Source organism: Mycoplasmopsis agassizii, from assembly GCF_002272945.1.
Classification (GTDB): Bacteria; Bacillota_I; Bacilli_A; order Mycoplasmatales; family Metamycoplasmataceae; genus Mycoplasmopsis_B; species Mycoplasmopsis_B agassizii.
This window is the reverse complement of the sequence record NZ_NQMN01000001.1, coordinates 14,232-31,969: the sequence shown is the minus strand read 5'-3', so window position 1 is coordinate 31,969 and position 17,738 is coordinate 14,232. Positions and strand designations below refer to the sequence as shown.

Genomic DNA, 17,738 nt, shown 5'->3' with positions numbered 1-17,738 from the left:
CTATTACTCTTTCTTAATTTTTACTAAACTTTCCTCTAGCAAACTATTCATTTTATTTCTAATTTGTGAAGCAGGTATTCCACCACCATTTGTGCTTAATGATATACTTTCTAATTCAGCAATTACCATGCAAAGTGCTAGTTTTAGTACTACCCTTATAACTTCTTCGTTATCAATATTTTCAAAAAATTTATGTTTTAAATTTACGGTGACCTCAGGGGAATCTCCTTCAATATTTTTTACAAGAATTCAGTGGTTGATATTACTATTATAATTTGCTTGCAAATTATATTTTTTTCCATTTCTTTCTCACTGAAAATTGTATTGTTTCAAGTCATCATAAAAATCTTCGTAATTTTCTTGATGTATTAAAGAATCTCTAGAGTTTATTAATGACTCTTTATAATTTTGCACACTTTCATCACTAGAAGGTACAACCTTCCAATTCAGGATTGATCCACTTTTTTCAAATTCTGTAAAAATATCTGTAGTCACACTTGTGATATCGATCTTTTTATTTTCACTAAATTTTGCTTTTGCTGCTTTATCTATAAAATCTTTAATTAAAGGCTTAATTTTTTCGATAAATTTTTCCTCTAAATCATCGTTGTGTCAATCAAAATTATTTTTAGCTTGTGTAACTACTCATTTGTCCATATGTAGTTCTCCAAAAATTCTCTGGTATTCTTTTGAATTTGATAGTCCAAACAACTCAGTAGGTCGATAACCTTGATCACTTCCACCTATAATAACTCTATTTCTTCTTAGAAGTACTAGACCTGCATTAGCAATACTACCTTTTTGTCTGATGGCAACAAATCCTTTTACAGGCAGACTTTTACCTTGATGTTCAACTTCAAAATTGATATCTTTTTTTCAAATTTTTTGTTTACCATCCTCAATTGTAGTGTATATGTCTGCTTCTTCAAAAGATAATTCTTCACCGTTATAGAGTATAATAATCTCTTTGTTTCTTAAATCTTGTCGATATATGCTAGCTAGAAGTCCTTTTACTTTACCTGTGGTTCTTGGTCCTGTAATTTTTTTATTCAAATTAGTAATTGTTAATGTCGTGTAATGATTACTAAGATCTACTTCTTTAGTTGTATAATCGATGTAGTCATCATGAGTTTTACTCAATTTCTCGACATCAACGACTGCTGTATATTTTATTTTTTCGCCAAGCCTAGTTGATTCAAGGGTTCATTTTGAGCCAAATCAACAAGCTGCAGTTTTTAATCCCATCCCAAATTCATTTCTGCCACTTGTATTCAAAGGTGGTTTGTCAATTCTAATGGCTCTTTTAAAATCTCTAAGATCCATACCATAAGCATTATCGTGAATTGTTAAAATTTCCCCTTTGTCAGTTACATCATACTTAATATCAATTATTAATTTGCCAAACCCTGGCAAACTTCTTAATTCTGATCTATTATCGAAATAACTTTGTGTCGAATTATCAACGAATTCAGCTATTGCTGTTCATGGTTCATATGTTAAATGTTTATAGGTTGCATAAATACCGGTTGTTGGTCTTATATCAATTTTTTTATCTTCCATGTTTTTTATCTCTTTCTTAAAAAATTCTTTAATTGCACAAATTTCGCAATATTTGAATAAATACCTTTTATTCTAAAATGTTTATGTATTGTCTTAGTTCTTGAAACTTAAGTTTATAACAATTAATTAAACTAGTTTGTATGTTCCAATTACATATGCCTTTTAATCACAAAAGTATTAATTTCGACTATATATTGCCCAAATAACAACTTTTTATATTATGCTCGAAAGTAATACAATAAATAAAAAAATGTGGAGATTTTATTTCTCGATATTATTAAATTTAACTAATTCAGTAATATTTCAGTTTATCAATAAAACATATTACTTATTTCTATTTTCACAAGGATATCAAATATATATCTCATAAAAGTTTGTTACACTGTTACTACAATTTACAATGATAATTTTATTTTTGCACACTTGTGTGATATCGTTTTTTTTAGAGAGAAAAAAGAGATGTTTTTTGAATAGAAATATTCAAAAAATATTTATCTAAAGTGAGAGTGTCATGGGTTTGAAAAAAGCTAATTTTAGATTTATCGATTTATTTGCAGGCATTGGTGGTTTTCATGCTGCAATGTCAAATTTAGGTGGTGAATGTGTTTTTGCTTCTGAAATTGATAAATATGCAATTGAATCTTATTTAGAAAACTATGGCATTAACGCTGATAACGATGTTACTAAAGTTGATCCTAAAAAAATAGCACCTTATAATGTTTTGTGTGCAGGTTTTCCTTGTCAACCTTTTTCAAAAGCGGGTGCACAACTAGGTTTTTCTGATAAAATCAAAGGTACACTATTTTTTGAAATTGTTAGATTACTTCAAGAAAATCGCCCTGAGTATTTAATTTTAGAAAATGTTCGTAACTTAGTTGCGCATGATAATGGTAATACTTATCGAGTAATTATGAAAACCCTAGATGAAATTGGTTATACAGTTAATGATAAACCAATTATCATGAGCCCACATCAACTAGGAATTCCGCAACTTCGTGAAAGAGTCTATATCTTAGGTGTAAGAAAAGATCTAGGAGTTGAACATATTAATATTGAACTAGCAAAAGGTAAAAAACAGGATTTATCTATTTACTCAGCCAGCATCATTGAAGATCAAATGGTTGATCAAAAATACTATATTAGTGAATATGAAGAAAAAGTTTTAACTGCTTGAGATGAGTTTTATCAAGGAATTCATGAAAAAGTTATTGGCTTCCCTATTTTTAGTGCAGAGTTTAAAGAAACTTATGACTTAAGTTCATTACCTAAATGAAAACAAGATTTTTACCGAAAAAGCCGTCAACTTTATTCAAACAATCAAAAGTTCATTGATAAGTGATTAAAAAAATATGACAACTTACAAGATTTTACACCGACTGATCGCAAGTTCGAATGACAAGCGGGAACTGCGATTAATTCCTTATGAGAAGGAATTATTCAGTTTCGCCCTTCAGGTATAAGGGTTAAAAGACCTGATTCATTTCCTGCATTAGTAGCAATGGTACAAATTCCGATAATTGGTAAATTAAGAAGAAGATTAACACCTAGAGAAACTGCTAGATTACAAAGTTTCCCTGATAGTTTTAAACCTAATAGCAATGATAAACAAGCTTATAAACAATTTGGTAATGCAGTTAATGTTATTTGTGTTGAATATTTAGCAAGACAACTTTTTTCATTAGTTAAAGAAAAACAACTGATGGATAATAGTTCAGTTGAACAGCAATATTTAGGTTCTGAGTAGTTTTTTATTGAAGTATTTATTTACTTCAATATTTTTTATTACTTATTTACTAGTTCGGTTTTAATGAATTTTATATAAAATTCAATTAGTTTAAAGAAATTTAAAAATAGGAGTATTAATATATGATTGAAACAAAATCAAAAAAAATAAAAAGATTTTTAATTAGCATAGGTAAAAATCATTTCTTTGAGTTAATTAATTTATTTATTATTATTGTGGTTTTTATTTTTGACATTGTTTATCATAACCGAATTTACTTTATTCCTAAAATTGATGCATTTATGATTGCTACTTCTTTCCCAGTAGTAGGTTCTCTTTCGGCAAACTTTTCGTCATCAAAAGATGAATTAATTCTTGGAGTCAAAAAGTCGACATTTTTAAACTTAAAAAATGATGGGTTCTTAAGTTTTCCTAAAATGTTTTCAATCAGTTTTATTCTAATAGTTAGTTTTAGTATTTTTTCAACACTCAATCTAGTCCTTTTAACATGAGTAATAACAGTTCAGTCAGTTTTATATACAATTTTATTTATAATAAAATATTCAACAATATTTTGAAAAGATAATGATAACTTATTAAAAGTTGCTTTCAAGATTGTTATTAGAAATCTCGAGAAAAATATTAATAAGGAATTTACAAACAATAAAGATATTGAAATTCTAATTCAGAATATTTTAATGAAATGAGAAATAGAAAAGATAATGAATTACAATTTTTTTAAAAACAAAAATGAATATCAAAATTTTTTAATGAAACTTTTGCCTATCCAGAGTCAAAATATGAAATTATTAATAAATAAATTTGAAATTAATAAAATAAATAATTGCCCAATTGAATACAATTTTAATCTTGAATTTATATATAAAAATATTGCTTACAATATAAAAAATATTGAAGATTTATTTTCTAAAACCCAGGAAAAATATATTGATGAAATTGCTATTTCGATTTTATACTTACGTAGACTTTCAAGATTTGAGATTTTAAAGGATATAGTTGATGCTCAAACCAGCGAAATATTATCAGACATATTCATAAAATTAAAAACAACTGTTCATAGTACTGACAATTTAATAAGTATTTTAAATAATTTAGTTATTCATTCTTTAATTAATGAAGATTTTGAAATAGCAAACATACTTTGATCAATTTTAAAATCAGAAAATGTTGATTCACAATATAAATATCAATATATTATTTACACCTCTCTTTTCTTTATATCTGTATTAGATAACCAATCAAATAGCCTTAAATCTTTTAAGGAAAAAGTGAACAGTTTTGTTAAATCACAAAAAGACTTCCAAGATACAAATTGGAAAGAAGACTTTATTTTATGCAGTATTGGAGAATATTGGAGAAGCCCAGAATTACTTTTAAATGATTTAATAAAATTATATCGTATTGGCTTTTCAGACCTTTGCATTAACAATACAGATAAATTAAAATGCAACGATAAGATTAATTTTTACAAAAATATTTTTTCATATGAAAAAGTTATAAATTGATGGATAAATTATTTCTTCATAATAAGTCCTTTATATATTTCTCTCAACAGAAACGATTTTAAAATTAACCTTAAGTTCTTAAATGAACAAGAAAAGAAGATCCTTTATAAAGAGATAGATAAAAAGTGAAGTAATTATAATAATGCAGTAAAAAACCTAGAAAACAAAACAAATATACTTCAATATGATTGAACGAAAAATAATAATCAGCCCTACTTTATAGAACAAACAATTCAGAACTTGCTTTTCTTAAAAAATGGAATAATTGATAAAAAAGATTTATTTATAAATGAAATTACTTATAAGGAAAAACTCACTATTACTATAAATAAATCAATAACAAATCTTAAAACATCAGACAAAAGCATAGAATTGCACAATTCTGATATAGAAAATTATGAAATTAATTTTGATTATTTTTCCATGGAATCCAAGAATATTGATGAATACTTAAGTAATAAATATTTATATTTTGCAAATGATGAGTTATACAAAAAAGTAGAACTATATTTAAATAAAGAAAATATTTGTAAAGTTTTAAGTTGCTTTTCAGAAGAAGAATTAATTAAAATAATTAACTTTGAACCACAATATTTTGATGATATTTGACGATATGAAATTTGCGTGGAAAACCAAACAAATGTAGAACTTCTTCAAAAAATAAATTTAAATAAAAACGTGAAAAATATTTTTTCAATAAACGACAAAATAAAAATGTTTTTTCGAAATAATGGTATCAAAGCAAATTTTGAATTGATTGAAAATGAAATTATAATCAGAAAAATGAGAGCAGAAGAAATAAATAAAATTATAGATGAAAAATATAAATTACATCAAAGCGGGCATTATTATTTTCACCAAAAAATCAGTGGATATAAAGTACTTTTAAGTAGAGAAGAATTAGTTCAGATAATTTCAAATACTTCCTTACATATATCAATGCCTATAAAAAATAAATTAAAATTCAATAGAGATAACATCCTTTGTTTTCAATTAGACAAAAATAAAGCACATTAATTTTTCGATCAGGATGTTTTACATTAAACTAAAAAATCAGCAAATTCATTTTTGCTGATTTTCACTTACTTATTTATTTTCTGTATTAGTAGGTTTTACTTCTTCACCTAATAATCAAGAAGTTTTATCTTTATATTCTTCTTTTGCAAGTAACTTTTTAAGTTCTGAAGCATATGATCTAGTTTGTTTAGAACCACGACCATGGATTAAATCATATTCGTAGAAAACTACTTTGCCATCTTTATTTTTATATTCACTAGATACCAGAGGATCAATTAAACCTGATTGACTAGTGTCTTCACTACCTCAATTAACTCCGATCACATTATAATCACGATCAATTACAATTGATCCTGATGAACCGTGACCTAAATTGGAATTATCAATTCCAATTGTTAAACCAAAACGGGTGTAATAACGATCATATAATCACATATCTATAGGATATCTGACACTACGACCTGTATTGCCATAGTTCGATTTATCATCAGTTTGATAAATCGAACCACCATTGATATACATATTGTCATAGATACCTGGAATTTTTTGACCATAGTTATTATAGATCATATAGTCTCTGACTAAAACTGAATAACCTGAAGCAGTTTCACTTGAATCAATATTACTTCTGATATTAACTGTCGCTCCTGATGTACCTGCAGCAGGATAGCCATAGACATAGATGTTTTTTTCACTAGCTAGATCATCACCTGTTTTAGTTTCCAAAATTGATTGTTTATTAAACTTCAATTTTGGAGTAGCATATTTTTCATTATTTGCAAAATCTCTAGTTACTTTACGTGCTTCAGCTTCATCTTTGAATTCAACTTTAATAACTGCAAAATCTTTGGCATAGTTTTTCAGGTTTTTATAGTTGAATAAATCACCATAAGAATAAGAACCATGGGCTGCATTAAGTTCAATTCCTTCGTCATCAGCACCTAAAAAGTTTTGTGCTGAATAAAACATAGTTGGATAATTAGTTAATTTAACATTTTCTGTATCAGAAATTTGAATTAATACTGCTTCATGAGAAGCTAAGGCTGATTCACCTTTAATCGCATATTGATGATTTAAAGGGGAAGCCACATGTAAATTAGTTCCAAAATATCAAGTTAATGGATACTTACCATCTTTTTCTTTTAAGTAATCTAGTACTCAAATTGTTCCTCAAGTTTCAGCAGGAGCATCACCTTTGACATTCATTTGTCGTTCTTGAATTTTAATTCTGAAGGTGTAATCTTTAACTGTATCGTATTGCTCATTTTGAATTTCTTTATAATGATCACTACTATATTTAGTAAAAGGATTATTGTTACCTGATTCTTGAATCCCACGTCCATTATAACTTACTGAAGGGTATTTACTGATTGAAGTATCTAGAGCTTTTAGACCTGAATCAGGAAATCTTTTTTCAAGTTTTTGTTCTTGTAAAATCCCACTGATATCTACAATATCTAAAGGATCTGGTCCAAAATCAAAAAGTGGATTAGCTGAAACTTCTGAAGTTATTAATGTTTCATTGCCCTTATTAGTAGGATTATTATCAGCAGGTAAAGTGTTTTTATCATCCTTTTTAGGCTGCTCAGTTGCAGGTGGAGTAACAACTTTTTCTGGATCATCAGTCTGTGCATTTGAACAAGCAATTGCAAAAGTTGTTGCTGCTATTGCCGTTATTGATGTGGCTAAAAATAGCCAAGATTTTTTAAACTTGATTTTCATATAATTTCCTTAATTCAGTTTATCTAGTTGTTGCTGTAAAGTCAGTGCCTCTTGTATAAGTTTTGCCATTTAACTTAATAGTTCTGACATTAACTGGTCAATTGGTTGACTTAATTTTTGCTTCAGTCATATTACTTTTTACAAGTGTTCCATCAGTTAATTTAACATCGCTAAAGTCAATTTCATTTAAAAATTGTCATGAGCGCACCATGTGATTTGAAACAGTTCTTATATCTGCATCAATTCCACGACTTGAAGTTCCTGCACCAACAATTACTAAAGTATTAGTTGTTGGAGCATTTGGATCATCTAAAGGAGTAGTGTTGGCATAGAACATTCCAACATTAGGTCTGCCGACTTCATATTGCACTTTATCAGAGTTATCAATTTGGATATTTCTCATATCCATGATTGCTTTACCGTTGATTAGTGAACTAAAAGTAACTTTTGTAAAGGCTGTGAAATTAGGGATGTTTGGAATTTGTACGTTATTAAATTCGTACATATTTCCACCATCTCTAAAGTCTCACATTGTAGGATATCCTCCAATACCTCCCATTTCACCTTGGAATTCGCGGCGTGTTCTTGCAGTTACATAAACATAACGCATAATTTCACCAATTTCTCTTCTTGTAGTTGGTTTAGCAATTCCCATGGTTAAGAAAATGGTGTTAAATTTATAATCATAAGCAGTTGGATTAACACGCTGATATACTCTAGGATCGATTCTAGTTAAAGTTGTTGTTCTTTCAACTGCATTATTACGATCATCAATTCTAGTTGAAATATCTGTATAAACATTAAGTTCTACAAGTGTTTTATCACTTGTATTGAAGTTAGGATTATCTATTAAAGCATGGATTGCTTTAGGGTTATCACTATCATAGAATAAGGTTAATGACTTAATGAAGTTAGGCATATTTTTAACTGTTTCAGCTGCTTTTTCCATATTTGAAGTATTAATATTTCTAATTGCTAGACCAGAACCAAATTGATTTTTCATCAGTTTTTGGGCTTCTTTTACAAGGTCATTAACTGAACCTAATTTATCAACACGAGTTACTTCAATGATGTAACGTTTTTCATTATCATTACTATCACGTAGGTTTGTATATTCTAATAAGTGAGCAATTCCATCATAACCTGGGATAGCAATTGGGTTACTTTTATCATAACCAGAGTTAGTTCCTTCTCCTTTTCAAGCTTTAAAATCAAGACCCATAATTGAATCTCATGTACGCTCTCAATTAGATTCTATTTTTAAGAAACGACTCATATTTGCTCTAGTTGTATTGAATTGAACTTCGTTAACAAACTGAGCACGATTTTGGAAAGTTCCACCAAAAGAGCCATCTGGTCTTAATGAATCAGGTAGTTGACCAATTTCTAAAATCTTAATTTCATCTGCTGTAAAAGATGTTTTTGGTTTAACATCATCAAAAGATTTAATTGATGAATTATAAGTTCCAGGTCTATTTTTAATTACATTTTCAATACGTTCTTTAACTGAATCATAGACATTTTTCTCGTTAGCAGTTAAAGTTCCGTTTTTAGCTTTTTCTTTTAAAGACTGAATATCATTCATAGTTACACGAGCTTTATTAATATTATCTCCGACTGATATTCATAAAGTTTCGTTAAATTCTTCAAGTAATTTTTTCTTATCTTCTTCAGTTAAATTTAGGATTTTTTGACCAGTAAAACGTAAGGCATTTTCTCTTAATTTATTTAAAGTTTCTAGTGAAACTGGTTCAGTTAAAGTAGGTAAATTTTCAATTGTCACACCTGCACGAACTAGTGCTGCTAAAACTACAGCAGAATCTTGACTTCCTGCTGATAATGATTCATAATCAAATTTATCTGGTTGTGAAACGCCTGAATTTTTCCCTTCTCTTCTTCGGTTAGTCCCTACTCCACCTTGAGTAGTATAACCTTTTGCTAAAGCAGCTGATTCACCTTTATCAGTGATTAGCTCAATCAATTCTGCTTGAGTTAAAACCTTATTACTACTTGTTCCACTGATAGCTATTGGTGGTGTATTTTTAGGTTCTTCTACTTTTGGAGGAGTAGGTGTAGGTGTTGGTAAAGGTGGGACTTCTTTTTCAGGTTCAGGCTCAGAAGGAAGTTGCACTACCTCTGGTTCTTTAGTTTCTTTCTTTGGATCAGGTGCTGGTTCTGGTTCAGGCTCAGGAGTAGGAGTAGGTGTTGGAGGTGTAGGATCTTCTGGTTTATCAGGAGGTGTAACTTCTTTCATTCTAACTTCATCATCACTAAGTGCTTTATCATAATCAATTTTTTTAGCACTAGCTAAAGAGTTAAAATCAACACCTGTCTTACTATCTTCTTGACGATTTAAGCCAACAACTAAACCAGCAGTTGTTCCACCAACTGCTGCAATTGTTGCTAGTGAAAGAGCAATAATAATCTTACTTTTTAATTTCATAGTTTATCCTTACTTGAAGTGTTTTAAATTTTAAATTTGTAACTTTTCTTAATGATTATAAGCACTCTTTAAAGATTACAAATGATTAAAAAATTTTATGGTTTTTTTAATTAAAAAAAGCCTTTTTATGCTTATTAAAAATGACTAAAACAGCGTAAAAAACGCTGTTTTAGAAAATTTTGAAGTTGAAAAACTATTTAATTTTAGTTTTTCAAAGTTTTTGGTTTTTGTTGGTTAAAGTTAAGAAATTATAGTGGTTAAATTTTCATAGTAGTCAACTAGATCAACAGTTGATTTTAGATTTTCTAGATCAGTTATGGAACTTTTAGGTAGTTTGAAAAATAAGGTGTCTGATTTACTTTCTGATCTAGAGTAACCTTTTTTAATTCTTATATTCAAATCAGAAACTGAATAATTAACATAATCTTTTCGAATAGGATCATAGGCTCCTGGTAAATGTTTGTTTTCATGAGTATAAATAGTAAAATTAAGTTTATTATTCTCAAGTTTTACATCAAATGATTCTTCTATTTTATTACTAAATAGGTCATTGTTTTTAGTTCAATAATGTGCAGAAAGCAATACTAAAACATTATCTTTAAAATATTGTTGATCAAAATCTTTCTCAATTTTTTCTAGCACTTCATTAGGAAAATCTTTTTTAAATTGATTTTTATAATCGTGAGCATATTTTGTTAGTAAAGCATCTAATTCTGTTTTACTTTTAAAAATAGTGGTTGCAAAATCTGCTTCATCTATGTAATTTTTTGCATTTCATTTTGTGCTTTTGTTTTCATCATAAACTGAGATATCCTGATTTATTGATGAATATTCATTTAGCATTCTTTGAGAAATTGACCTTTCCTTGGTATAGTCTAGTTTTTGCTTTTCGATTGCGTAGTTATTGCCTTGAATATTAAAATTTTTTCTATTTAAAGAGTAAATTACTCCGTATGTTTGAGCATAATCTTTTTTATCTCATGAATATGATTTGTTTAAATCTTCATATGCATATTTTAGAATTATCTTGTTGTTTTTTGTACTAATATCATATAGATTATTAATTCTAATGTCCTTATCATCAGGTGACTTTAATAATGGTCCTAGTGGCTGAATTTTGTTTCCAAAATCAACAACCATAATATTTTCTTGAAAATACTGTTGATCATAATTTTTAAGTACCGTTTCTTCATAAGTGTTAAAAGCATCAACTAATTTTCGTTTTGAAATATGCAAGGAATTAGCAAATTTTTTGTCTTGATCATAACTTTTGAAAAGATGTTTTTTTCAATTATCCAAGAATTTTTTGAATTCAGAATTTGAAGGAATTAAAAGTGGTTTTAAATCATCATTTTTTTCTGAATATATGCTTGAAATAATTTCTGACTTGAATGGAAAAAATTTAAAACTATTCATGTTCAATCACTGAGTAAACATATTTGTATTTATAATGAATTCTGATTCATCGTCGTTTGTTAATGTACAACTAATAGCTAATGAAACTGAAGTGACAAGTGATAATGTTGCAAATGAATATATTATTTTTCTTCTAGTAAATTGCATAAGTATTTTCCTTATTAAGTGTTATTTTTTAGTAAATAAGCATTTATATTTACAACTACACCTACATAGTATTCTTTTTGCAAAAAAGACCTGAAAATTTGTAAAAATTAAATTTTTTTGGAAAACGTTTTTTTGTAAGCTTAACAGCAGAACAAATTAAAAAACAGTGCTTTCGCACTGCTTATTATTAACGCAATTTTCTAAAATAATTTTTAGGTGTGTTATCAACGATTTTAATTGTTGATTTTAATTTTTCAAAATCAGTAACTGAACTTTTAGCTAGTTTAAAAAACTGTGTATGAGATTCATGGCCATTTCCATCAATACTTTCTTTATATCTATCACTAACTCTTACATAATAAGTTTCATAAGGATAAACATAACTAGTAGGAACTGGTATAGGTGTATGATTTACAAAGATAGTAAAGTTTAAATTATTATTTTCAAGTTTTAAATCGTAAGAATTTTCAATGTACTTTGAAAAAAGATTTGTATCAGGTGCTCAATATTTTCCTGAAAGTAAAACTAAAACATTATCTTGAAAATATGATTCATCAAAATCTTGATTAATTGCATCTAAAGCTTCACTTGGAAATTCTCTTTTATATTTAATTTTATAAGCACTTATATGCTTATTTAATAAATTATCTAATTCAGACTTTGACTTAACAATAGTAGTTGCAAAAGATACTTCATCATCACCTCTTGCTCAAATACTATCTTTATCATTATCAAATAATGATAAATCCTGACTAATATATGAATAATAATTTAAGTATCTTTGTGATACATCTGTCTTCTTAATTTCCTTAACTTGTTTTAACTTATCAAGTGGTTTTTCTAACCTTTTTTCAATTTCATAATTGTTTTCAGTCAAATTAAAACCTGAGCGATTTAACGAATAAATAACTGAATAAGTTTGTGCATAATCAGGATCATAATTTAGTTTTTCTAAATCTAAATAAGTTAAGACAATTTTGTTGTCTTCTTTATTAATTCTTAATAAGTTATTGATCTTCATATTGCCGTTAAAAGGGAAATAACTTTCTCGACCTCGTGGTTGAATTTGTCCTCCAAAATCAACTACCATGATGTTATTTTTAAAATAATCATTATTATAATTTTCAAGCACAGTTTGTTTAAATAGGTTTAAATTTTCAACTAGTTTTGCTCTTGAAATATATAGTGTTTTAGCAAAATCTTGATCTTGATCAAAAACCTTAATTAATGAATCGTTTCAATCAGTTAAAAACTTATCAAGTTCTGAATTAGTTGCAATTAATTTAGGCTCAACTTCAAAAAGTGCTTTACCATAAACTTTTTCAACTGCTTCAGGCATAAAAGTTAAAAAGCCAATTTCTTGTTGACCTTCAATTGTTTGCTTTTGCATTAAAGTATTTAAAGGCATAACTTCTTTATTTTCAACACCATTTGTTGAACAACTGATTGCTAAAGCAACAGATGTTACAGTTGCAGCTGATGTTAGTGCATAAATAAATCTTTTTTTGTTTAAAAACATATAGTGCTCCTGTTCAAAATTAATTATCTATTTTAACTTCTTATAAGTTAGCATTATTATATCTTTTTTGCAAAAAAAGTTTTTGCTTTTAAAAATCTACAAAATTTTTAAAAGTAAATTAATTTAAAAAAAATATGAACCAATTCAAAGTTGGTTCATATTTAAAAGTTTAGTTAACTAGGTTATGAAGTTGTAATTTCATCACCTAATAATCATGATTTAGCATTTTTTTGTTTGTATTCAGTTTTATTAAGTAACTCAGTTAAAAGTGATTTATAAGATCGAGTTTGATCACTTCCACGACCATGAATTAAATCATAATCATAGAAAACTTTTGTACCATCAGGATTTTTTAATTCACTTGAGACAAGTGGATCAATTAATCCTGTTTGACTAGTTCCATCATAACCTCATTGCACACCAACTACTTTGTAGTCGTTGTCAATGATTAATGATCCAGAAGCTCCTGGAGGTAAATTGTTATTATCGATTCCAATTCCTAAACCAAAACGGTCGTAATCTATACTACCTATTTCAATTGAAAGTGGGAAGTGTGCTTTTTTACCTTGTCATTCAACTTCTCGTACTGTTTTGCCATCTTCAGCTAATTCAGTGTATTGACTAACGGAATTGCCTGCTCCATTTATATACATTGTGTCATAAACACCCGGAATTTTTTCACCATAATTATTGGTAATCATGTAACCACTGATTAGTGATGAATAACTTGAACCTGTATTAGGGTTTACATCATTATCACGTTTATTGATGGTTGGCTTACTTGAATCACCAGGGTATCCTAGAGCAAAAATTTTAGTTTCTTTAGCAATTTCATCACCAGTTTTTTCTAAGATACTTTTCTTGTCAAATTTAATTTTTGGTGTTGTGTATTTAGTTGCAAAATTTCTTGTAATTGCTTTTGCTTCAGCTTCATCTTTAAATTGAACTTTTACAATAGCAAAGTCTTTTGCATAATCTTTAAATGAACTATAGTTCATAAGATCTTTTCTTAAATAATCAGGTGCACCTGCTTGTTCATTAATTGAAATTCTGTCTCCTAGAAAGTTTTGACCACTGAAAAATAATTCAGGATAATTTGTTAAAGTTTTATATTCACCAAATTCTTTTCATTGTTCATCTTTAGGAATTAAAAAACTAAATGAATGACCAGGGGTTGAAGAATAAGTACCATCTGCTTTTGGTAATCTCATTTCTTTGAAAACGTGTAAATTACTTCCAAAGAATCAAGTCAGTGGATAACTTTCACCTTCTTTTTTAATAAAATCTAAAATTCAGGCAGAACCAAGAGCTGATGAAGGACCACCACTTTTTGTTTTTTTATCAGGATTAGTAATTGAAACTCTTAATGAATAATCTTCTAATGTTTCATAATGATCATTTTTAACGATATTATATGCATCACTTCCGTATCTGACAAATGGGTTATTGTTTGCTGTATTTTGAACACCATTACCATTGTAATTTGCATATCTTGTAACTGTGATATCAGTATCTAAAGCAGCTAAATTAGAAGTATGAGATAGTTGTCTTTTATACTTTGGATCATTTAAAATATTAGCAAGTCCCGGAAGATCATCAAATCCTGGTTCATGTTCAATTCTTTCTCTACCAGGATCTATAGCACCAAGTCCGCCACCTACTTCTCTACTTCCTGGCTTACTTGAACCTGGTTTTCCTGTTCCAGGATCAGTTGCAGGTGGTTGACCTGGGTCGCTTAATTTTGGAGGTGTTGGTGTTGGATTAGGTGTAGGACTTTCTTGTTGACTACAAGCAATTAAAGTTGCTGCTGAAATTGCAAATGTGGAAAGTGCAAGTGATCAGATTAGATTTTTCTTTTTAAATTTCATGGTTATTCCTTACTGTTGTGCTGACTTACTAAAGCCAGTTATTTCTTTTCCTTGTAACATAATTTTTCTAACGTTAAATGGTCAAGTAATTGATTTTATAATTTCTTCAGTCATTTCTGTTTTATGTAGTTCTCCGTTAACAGTTTCATCTCTAAAATCAATTGCATTTAAATACTGATATGAGCGTAGCATGTGATTTGAAATCGTATTTGCATCGGCTGAAGTACCTCGACCTGATGAACCAACTACTACTAAAGTATTAAATGTATTAGTTTTTAAACTAGTTAATGGTGTAGTGTTTGCGTAGTGCATTCCTGTGTTAGGATTTAAGAAGTTAAGTTCTACTTTTTCAGTATTATCAATTTTTAAATTGGTTAGATCGTAAATTGCTTTACCATTAATTAATGATGAGAAAGTAACTTTTGTAAAAGTTTTGAAGTTAGGGATGTTAGGAATTTCAATGTTATTCATTTCATACATATTTGCATCTCTAAAATCTCACATTACAGGATAGCCACCCTCACCACCGAAATATCCTTGGAATTCACGTCTATTTTTAGCAATTACATAAACATAACGCATCATTTGTCCAATTTCTCTTCTTGTAGTTGGTTTACCAACCGCTAGGGTTAAAAAGATTGCATTATATTTATAATCATAAGCACCTGGATTAACCCGTTGATAAACTCTAGGGTCAATTCTAGTTAAAGAAGTTGATCTTTCTACAGCTGTGTTTCGCATATCAATATTTCTTGAAACATCTGTATAAAGATTTAATTCAACAAGTGTTTTATCAGTTGTATTAAAGTTAAGGTTATCAATTAAAGCATGCACAACTACAGGGTCATTTCAGTCATAAAATAAGGTTAATGACTTAATAAAGTTAGGCATATTTTTAACTACTTCTTTAGCTTTTTCACCTGTTGAAGGGTTAATATTTCTAATTGCAATTCCTGCACCTTTTTGGTTTTTCATCAATTTTTTAGCAGCATTAACTAGTGAGTTTACACTTGATAAGTTTTGCACTGCAAAGATTTCGATAATATAGCGATTATTATCACTACTTGTGCTACTTAAGTTTTTATATTCTAATAAACGTGCTGAATTTTCAAAACCAGGAATTGTAATTGGCTCTGCTTTTTCATAACCTGAATTTGTTGCTTCACCTTTTCAGGCTCTAAATTCAAGATTCATGACATCGTTTTCAGTTCTTTCTCAATTACTTGTAAAACCAAAATATCGGTTCATATTTTGCTGAGTTGTTCTGAATAAAACATCATTAACAAAGGCTGCTCTTTTAGTTGCAGTTGAGCCAAATTGACCATTTACCTTAAATGAATTAGGAACTTGTCCCATTTCTAAGCGAGTAACTTCTTCAGAAGTAAATGATTTTTTAGGTTTAATATCTTTGAAAGATTTGATGCTTGGGAAAATGAAACTGGTATTAGGATCATTTGCATATTTTTCAATTCTTTCATTGACATAAAAAATATTTTTTTCTTCTTCAGTTAGTGATTTGTAATCACGTTTATATTTAGCTTTGATTTCTTCAACATCATATTTTTTATTTAGTCTTTCAACATCGTTGAAAGAAAATCTGATCCCGTTAATAAAATCACCTAGCTCAAGTTTTAGGTTTTCGTTATATTCTTTTAACAACTGATCAAGATCTTTTTGTTCTAATTTTAAGACTCTAGTTCCTTCAACATAACGCAAACTATTTTCACGTAGTGAATTAAGATCTTGAAGTGAAATTGGTTCTTTTAAAGTAGGTAAATTATCTAAAGTAACACCATCTCTAATTAAAGCACCAAGTACAATTGCTGAATCTTGACTCCCTGCTGATAAGGATTCATAATCAAATTTATCAGGTTTAGCAACTGTTGAATTTTTTCCACTTCTTCTTAAATTAGTACCAACACCACCAACTGTTTTAAAGTCTTTAACCCTTGCTGCTGATTCACCATGATCACGCAGTTGTTCGATTAATTCTTTAGTAGTTAATAATTTATAAGTACTAGTTCCTGATGTCGCAGCTGGCTGGTTTTCAGGTTTATCTTCACTGACACTTTTTTCAGGCACAACTTCTTTAGGTAAAGATGGAATTTCTTCTTTTTTAGGTTCAGGAGTCACTACAGGCTCTTCTTTTTTAGGTTCTTCTTTCTTTTCTATCGGAGTTGGTTCTGGTTCAGGTTTTTCTTCAGGCTTAGGCTTCGGCGCTGGTGGAGTTGGTTTAACTTCTTCAGGTTTTTCAGGTGGTTTAACTTCCTTCATTTTTACTTCAGGATCGCTAAGTGCTTTTTGATAATCGATTTTTTTAACACTAGCTAGTGAGTTAAAATCAACACCTGTTTTACTATCTTCTTGGCGGTTTAGTCCTATAACTAAACCTGCAGTTGTACCACCAACTGCTGCCACTGTTGCTATTGATAAAGCAATAATAATTTTTGATCTTAGATTCATATTTGATCTCCCTAATTAAGATAGAGTTAACTAATTTACCTTCTTAATATATGTATTTTACGCTTAAGTATTTATTAAAAAATTACTATTTAATAATTTAAGATTTTCTGCCAATAAAAACGTTTTTGTGCTTATCAGTTTTTTATGTTGTTTTATTAGTGTTTTTTATTTTTAACAAATAAAATAACTAATAATTGTGGCATAAAATTATTAGGTTTATTTTGTAGGTTTCAAAAGCAAAATATTTTGTGATTTAGAAAATAAAAAACCTGTTTTTTTAAAAACAAAAAACAGGGTCAAATAATTAAATTATTTAGTTTATTTTTTAGATGTT

The 17,738-nt window shown here is 28.4% G+C and carries 10 protein-coding genes; 2 read left to right on the top strand and 8 right to left on the bottom strand.

Annotated features, from left to right (window positions below):
• Positions 1-3 precede the first annotated feature (3 nt).
• Entirely contained in the window at positions 4-1,560 is a 1,557-nt protein-coding gene (locus CJF60_RS00110) for an ATP-binding protein (RefSeq protein ID WP_084232704.1), read from the bottom strand.
• Between the two features lie 511 nt (positions 1,561-2,071).
• On the opposite strand from CJF60_RS00110, the gene CJF60_RS00105 reads away from it, so the two are divergent.
• Positions 2,072-3,304 carry a DNA cytosine methyltransferase gene (locus CJF60_RS00105; protein WP_084232703.1) on the top strand — a complete coding sequence of 411 codons (1,233 nt, stop codon included), beginning with the start codon at positions 2,072-2,074 and terminating at the stop codon, positions 3,302-3,304.
• 253 nt (positions 3,305-3,557) lie between these two features.
• On the opposite strand, the gene CJF60_RS05145 is transcribed toward CJF60_RS00105, so the two are convergent.
• A complete protein-coding gene (locus CJF60_RS05145; RefSeq protein ID WP_143823568.1) occupies positions 3,558-3,776 on the bottom strand; it encodes a hypothetical protein in 219 nt (72 codons plus the stop codon).
• A gap of 307 nt (positions 3,777-4,083) precedes the next feature.
• On the opposite strand from CJF60_RS05145, the gene CJF60_RS00100 reads away from it, so the two are divergent.
• Complete coding sequence (locus CJF60_RS00100) at positions 4,084-5,826, top strand: hypothetical protein (RefSeq protein WP_143823415.1); 1,743 nt, start codon at positions 4,084-4,086, stop codon at positions 5,824-5,826.
• 69 nt (positions 5,827-5,895) lie between these two features.
• Here the strand turns inward: CJF60_RS00100 and CJF60_RS00095 are convergent, their stop codons facing one another.
• The 6 genes from CJF60_RS00095 to CJF60_RS05190 form a co-directional block, all read right to left on the bottom strand.
• Entirely contained in the window at positions 5,896-7,548 is a 1,653-nt protein-coding gene (locus CJF60_RS00095; RefSeq protein WP_084232701.1) for an MIP family Ig-specific serine endopeptidase, read from the bottom strand.
• Positions 7,549-7,567: 19 nt separating this feature from the next.
• Positions 7,568-9,991: a hypothetical protein gene (locus CJF60_RS00090; RefSeq protein ID WP_084232700.1), complete on the bottom strand. Its 2,424-nt coding sequence runs from the start codon at positions 9,989-9,991 to the stop codon at positions 7,568-7,570.
• Between the two features lie 240 nt (positions 9,992-10,231).
• Positions 10,232-11,554 (bottom strand): hypothetical protein, encoded by a 1,323-nt coding sequence (locus CJF60_RS00085; protein WP_084232699.1) that lies wholly within the window; start codon positions 11,552-11,554, stop codon positions 10,232-10,234.
• Positions 11,555-11,741: 187 nt separating this feature from the next.
• Entirely contained in the window at positions 11,742-13,073 is a 1,332-nt protein-coding gene (locus CJF60_RS00080) for a hypothetical protein (RefSeq protein ID WP_084232698.1), read from the bottom strand.
• 182 nt (positions 13,074-13,255) lie between these two features.
• On the bottom strand, positions 13,256-14,941 hold the full coding sequence (locus CJF60_RS00075) for an MIP family Ig-specific serine endopeptidase (RefSeq protein ID WP_084232697.1): 1,686 nt from the start codon (positions 14,939-14,941) through the stop codon (positions 13,256-13,258).
• 9 nt (positions 14,942-14,950) lie between these two features.
• The gene (locus tag CJF60_RS05190; RefSeq protein ID WP_084232695.1) at positions 14,951-17,404 is read right to left on the bottom strand and encodes a hypothetical protein; all 2,454 of its coding nucleotides are present in this window, start codon (positions 17,402-17,404) and stop codon (positions 14,951-14,953) included.
• Between the last annotated feature and the right edge of the window lie 334 nt (positions 17,405-17,738).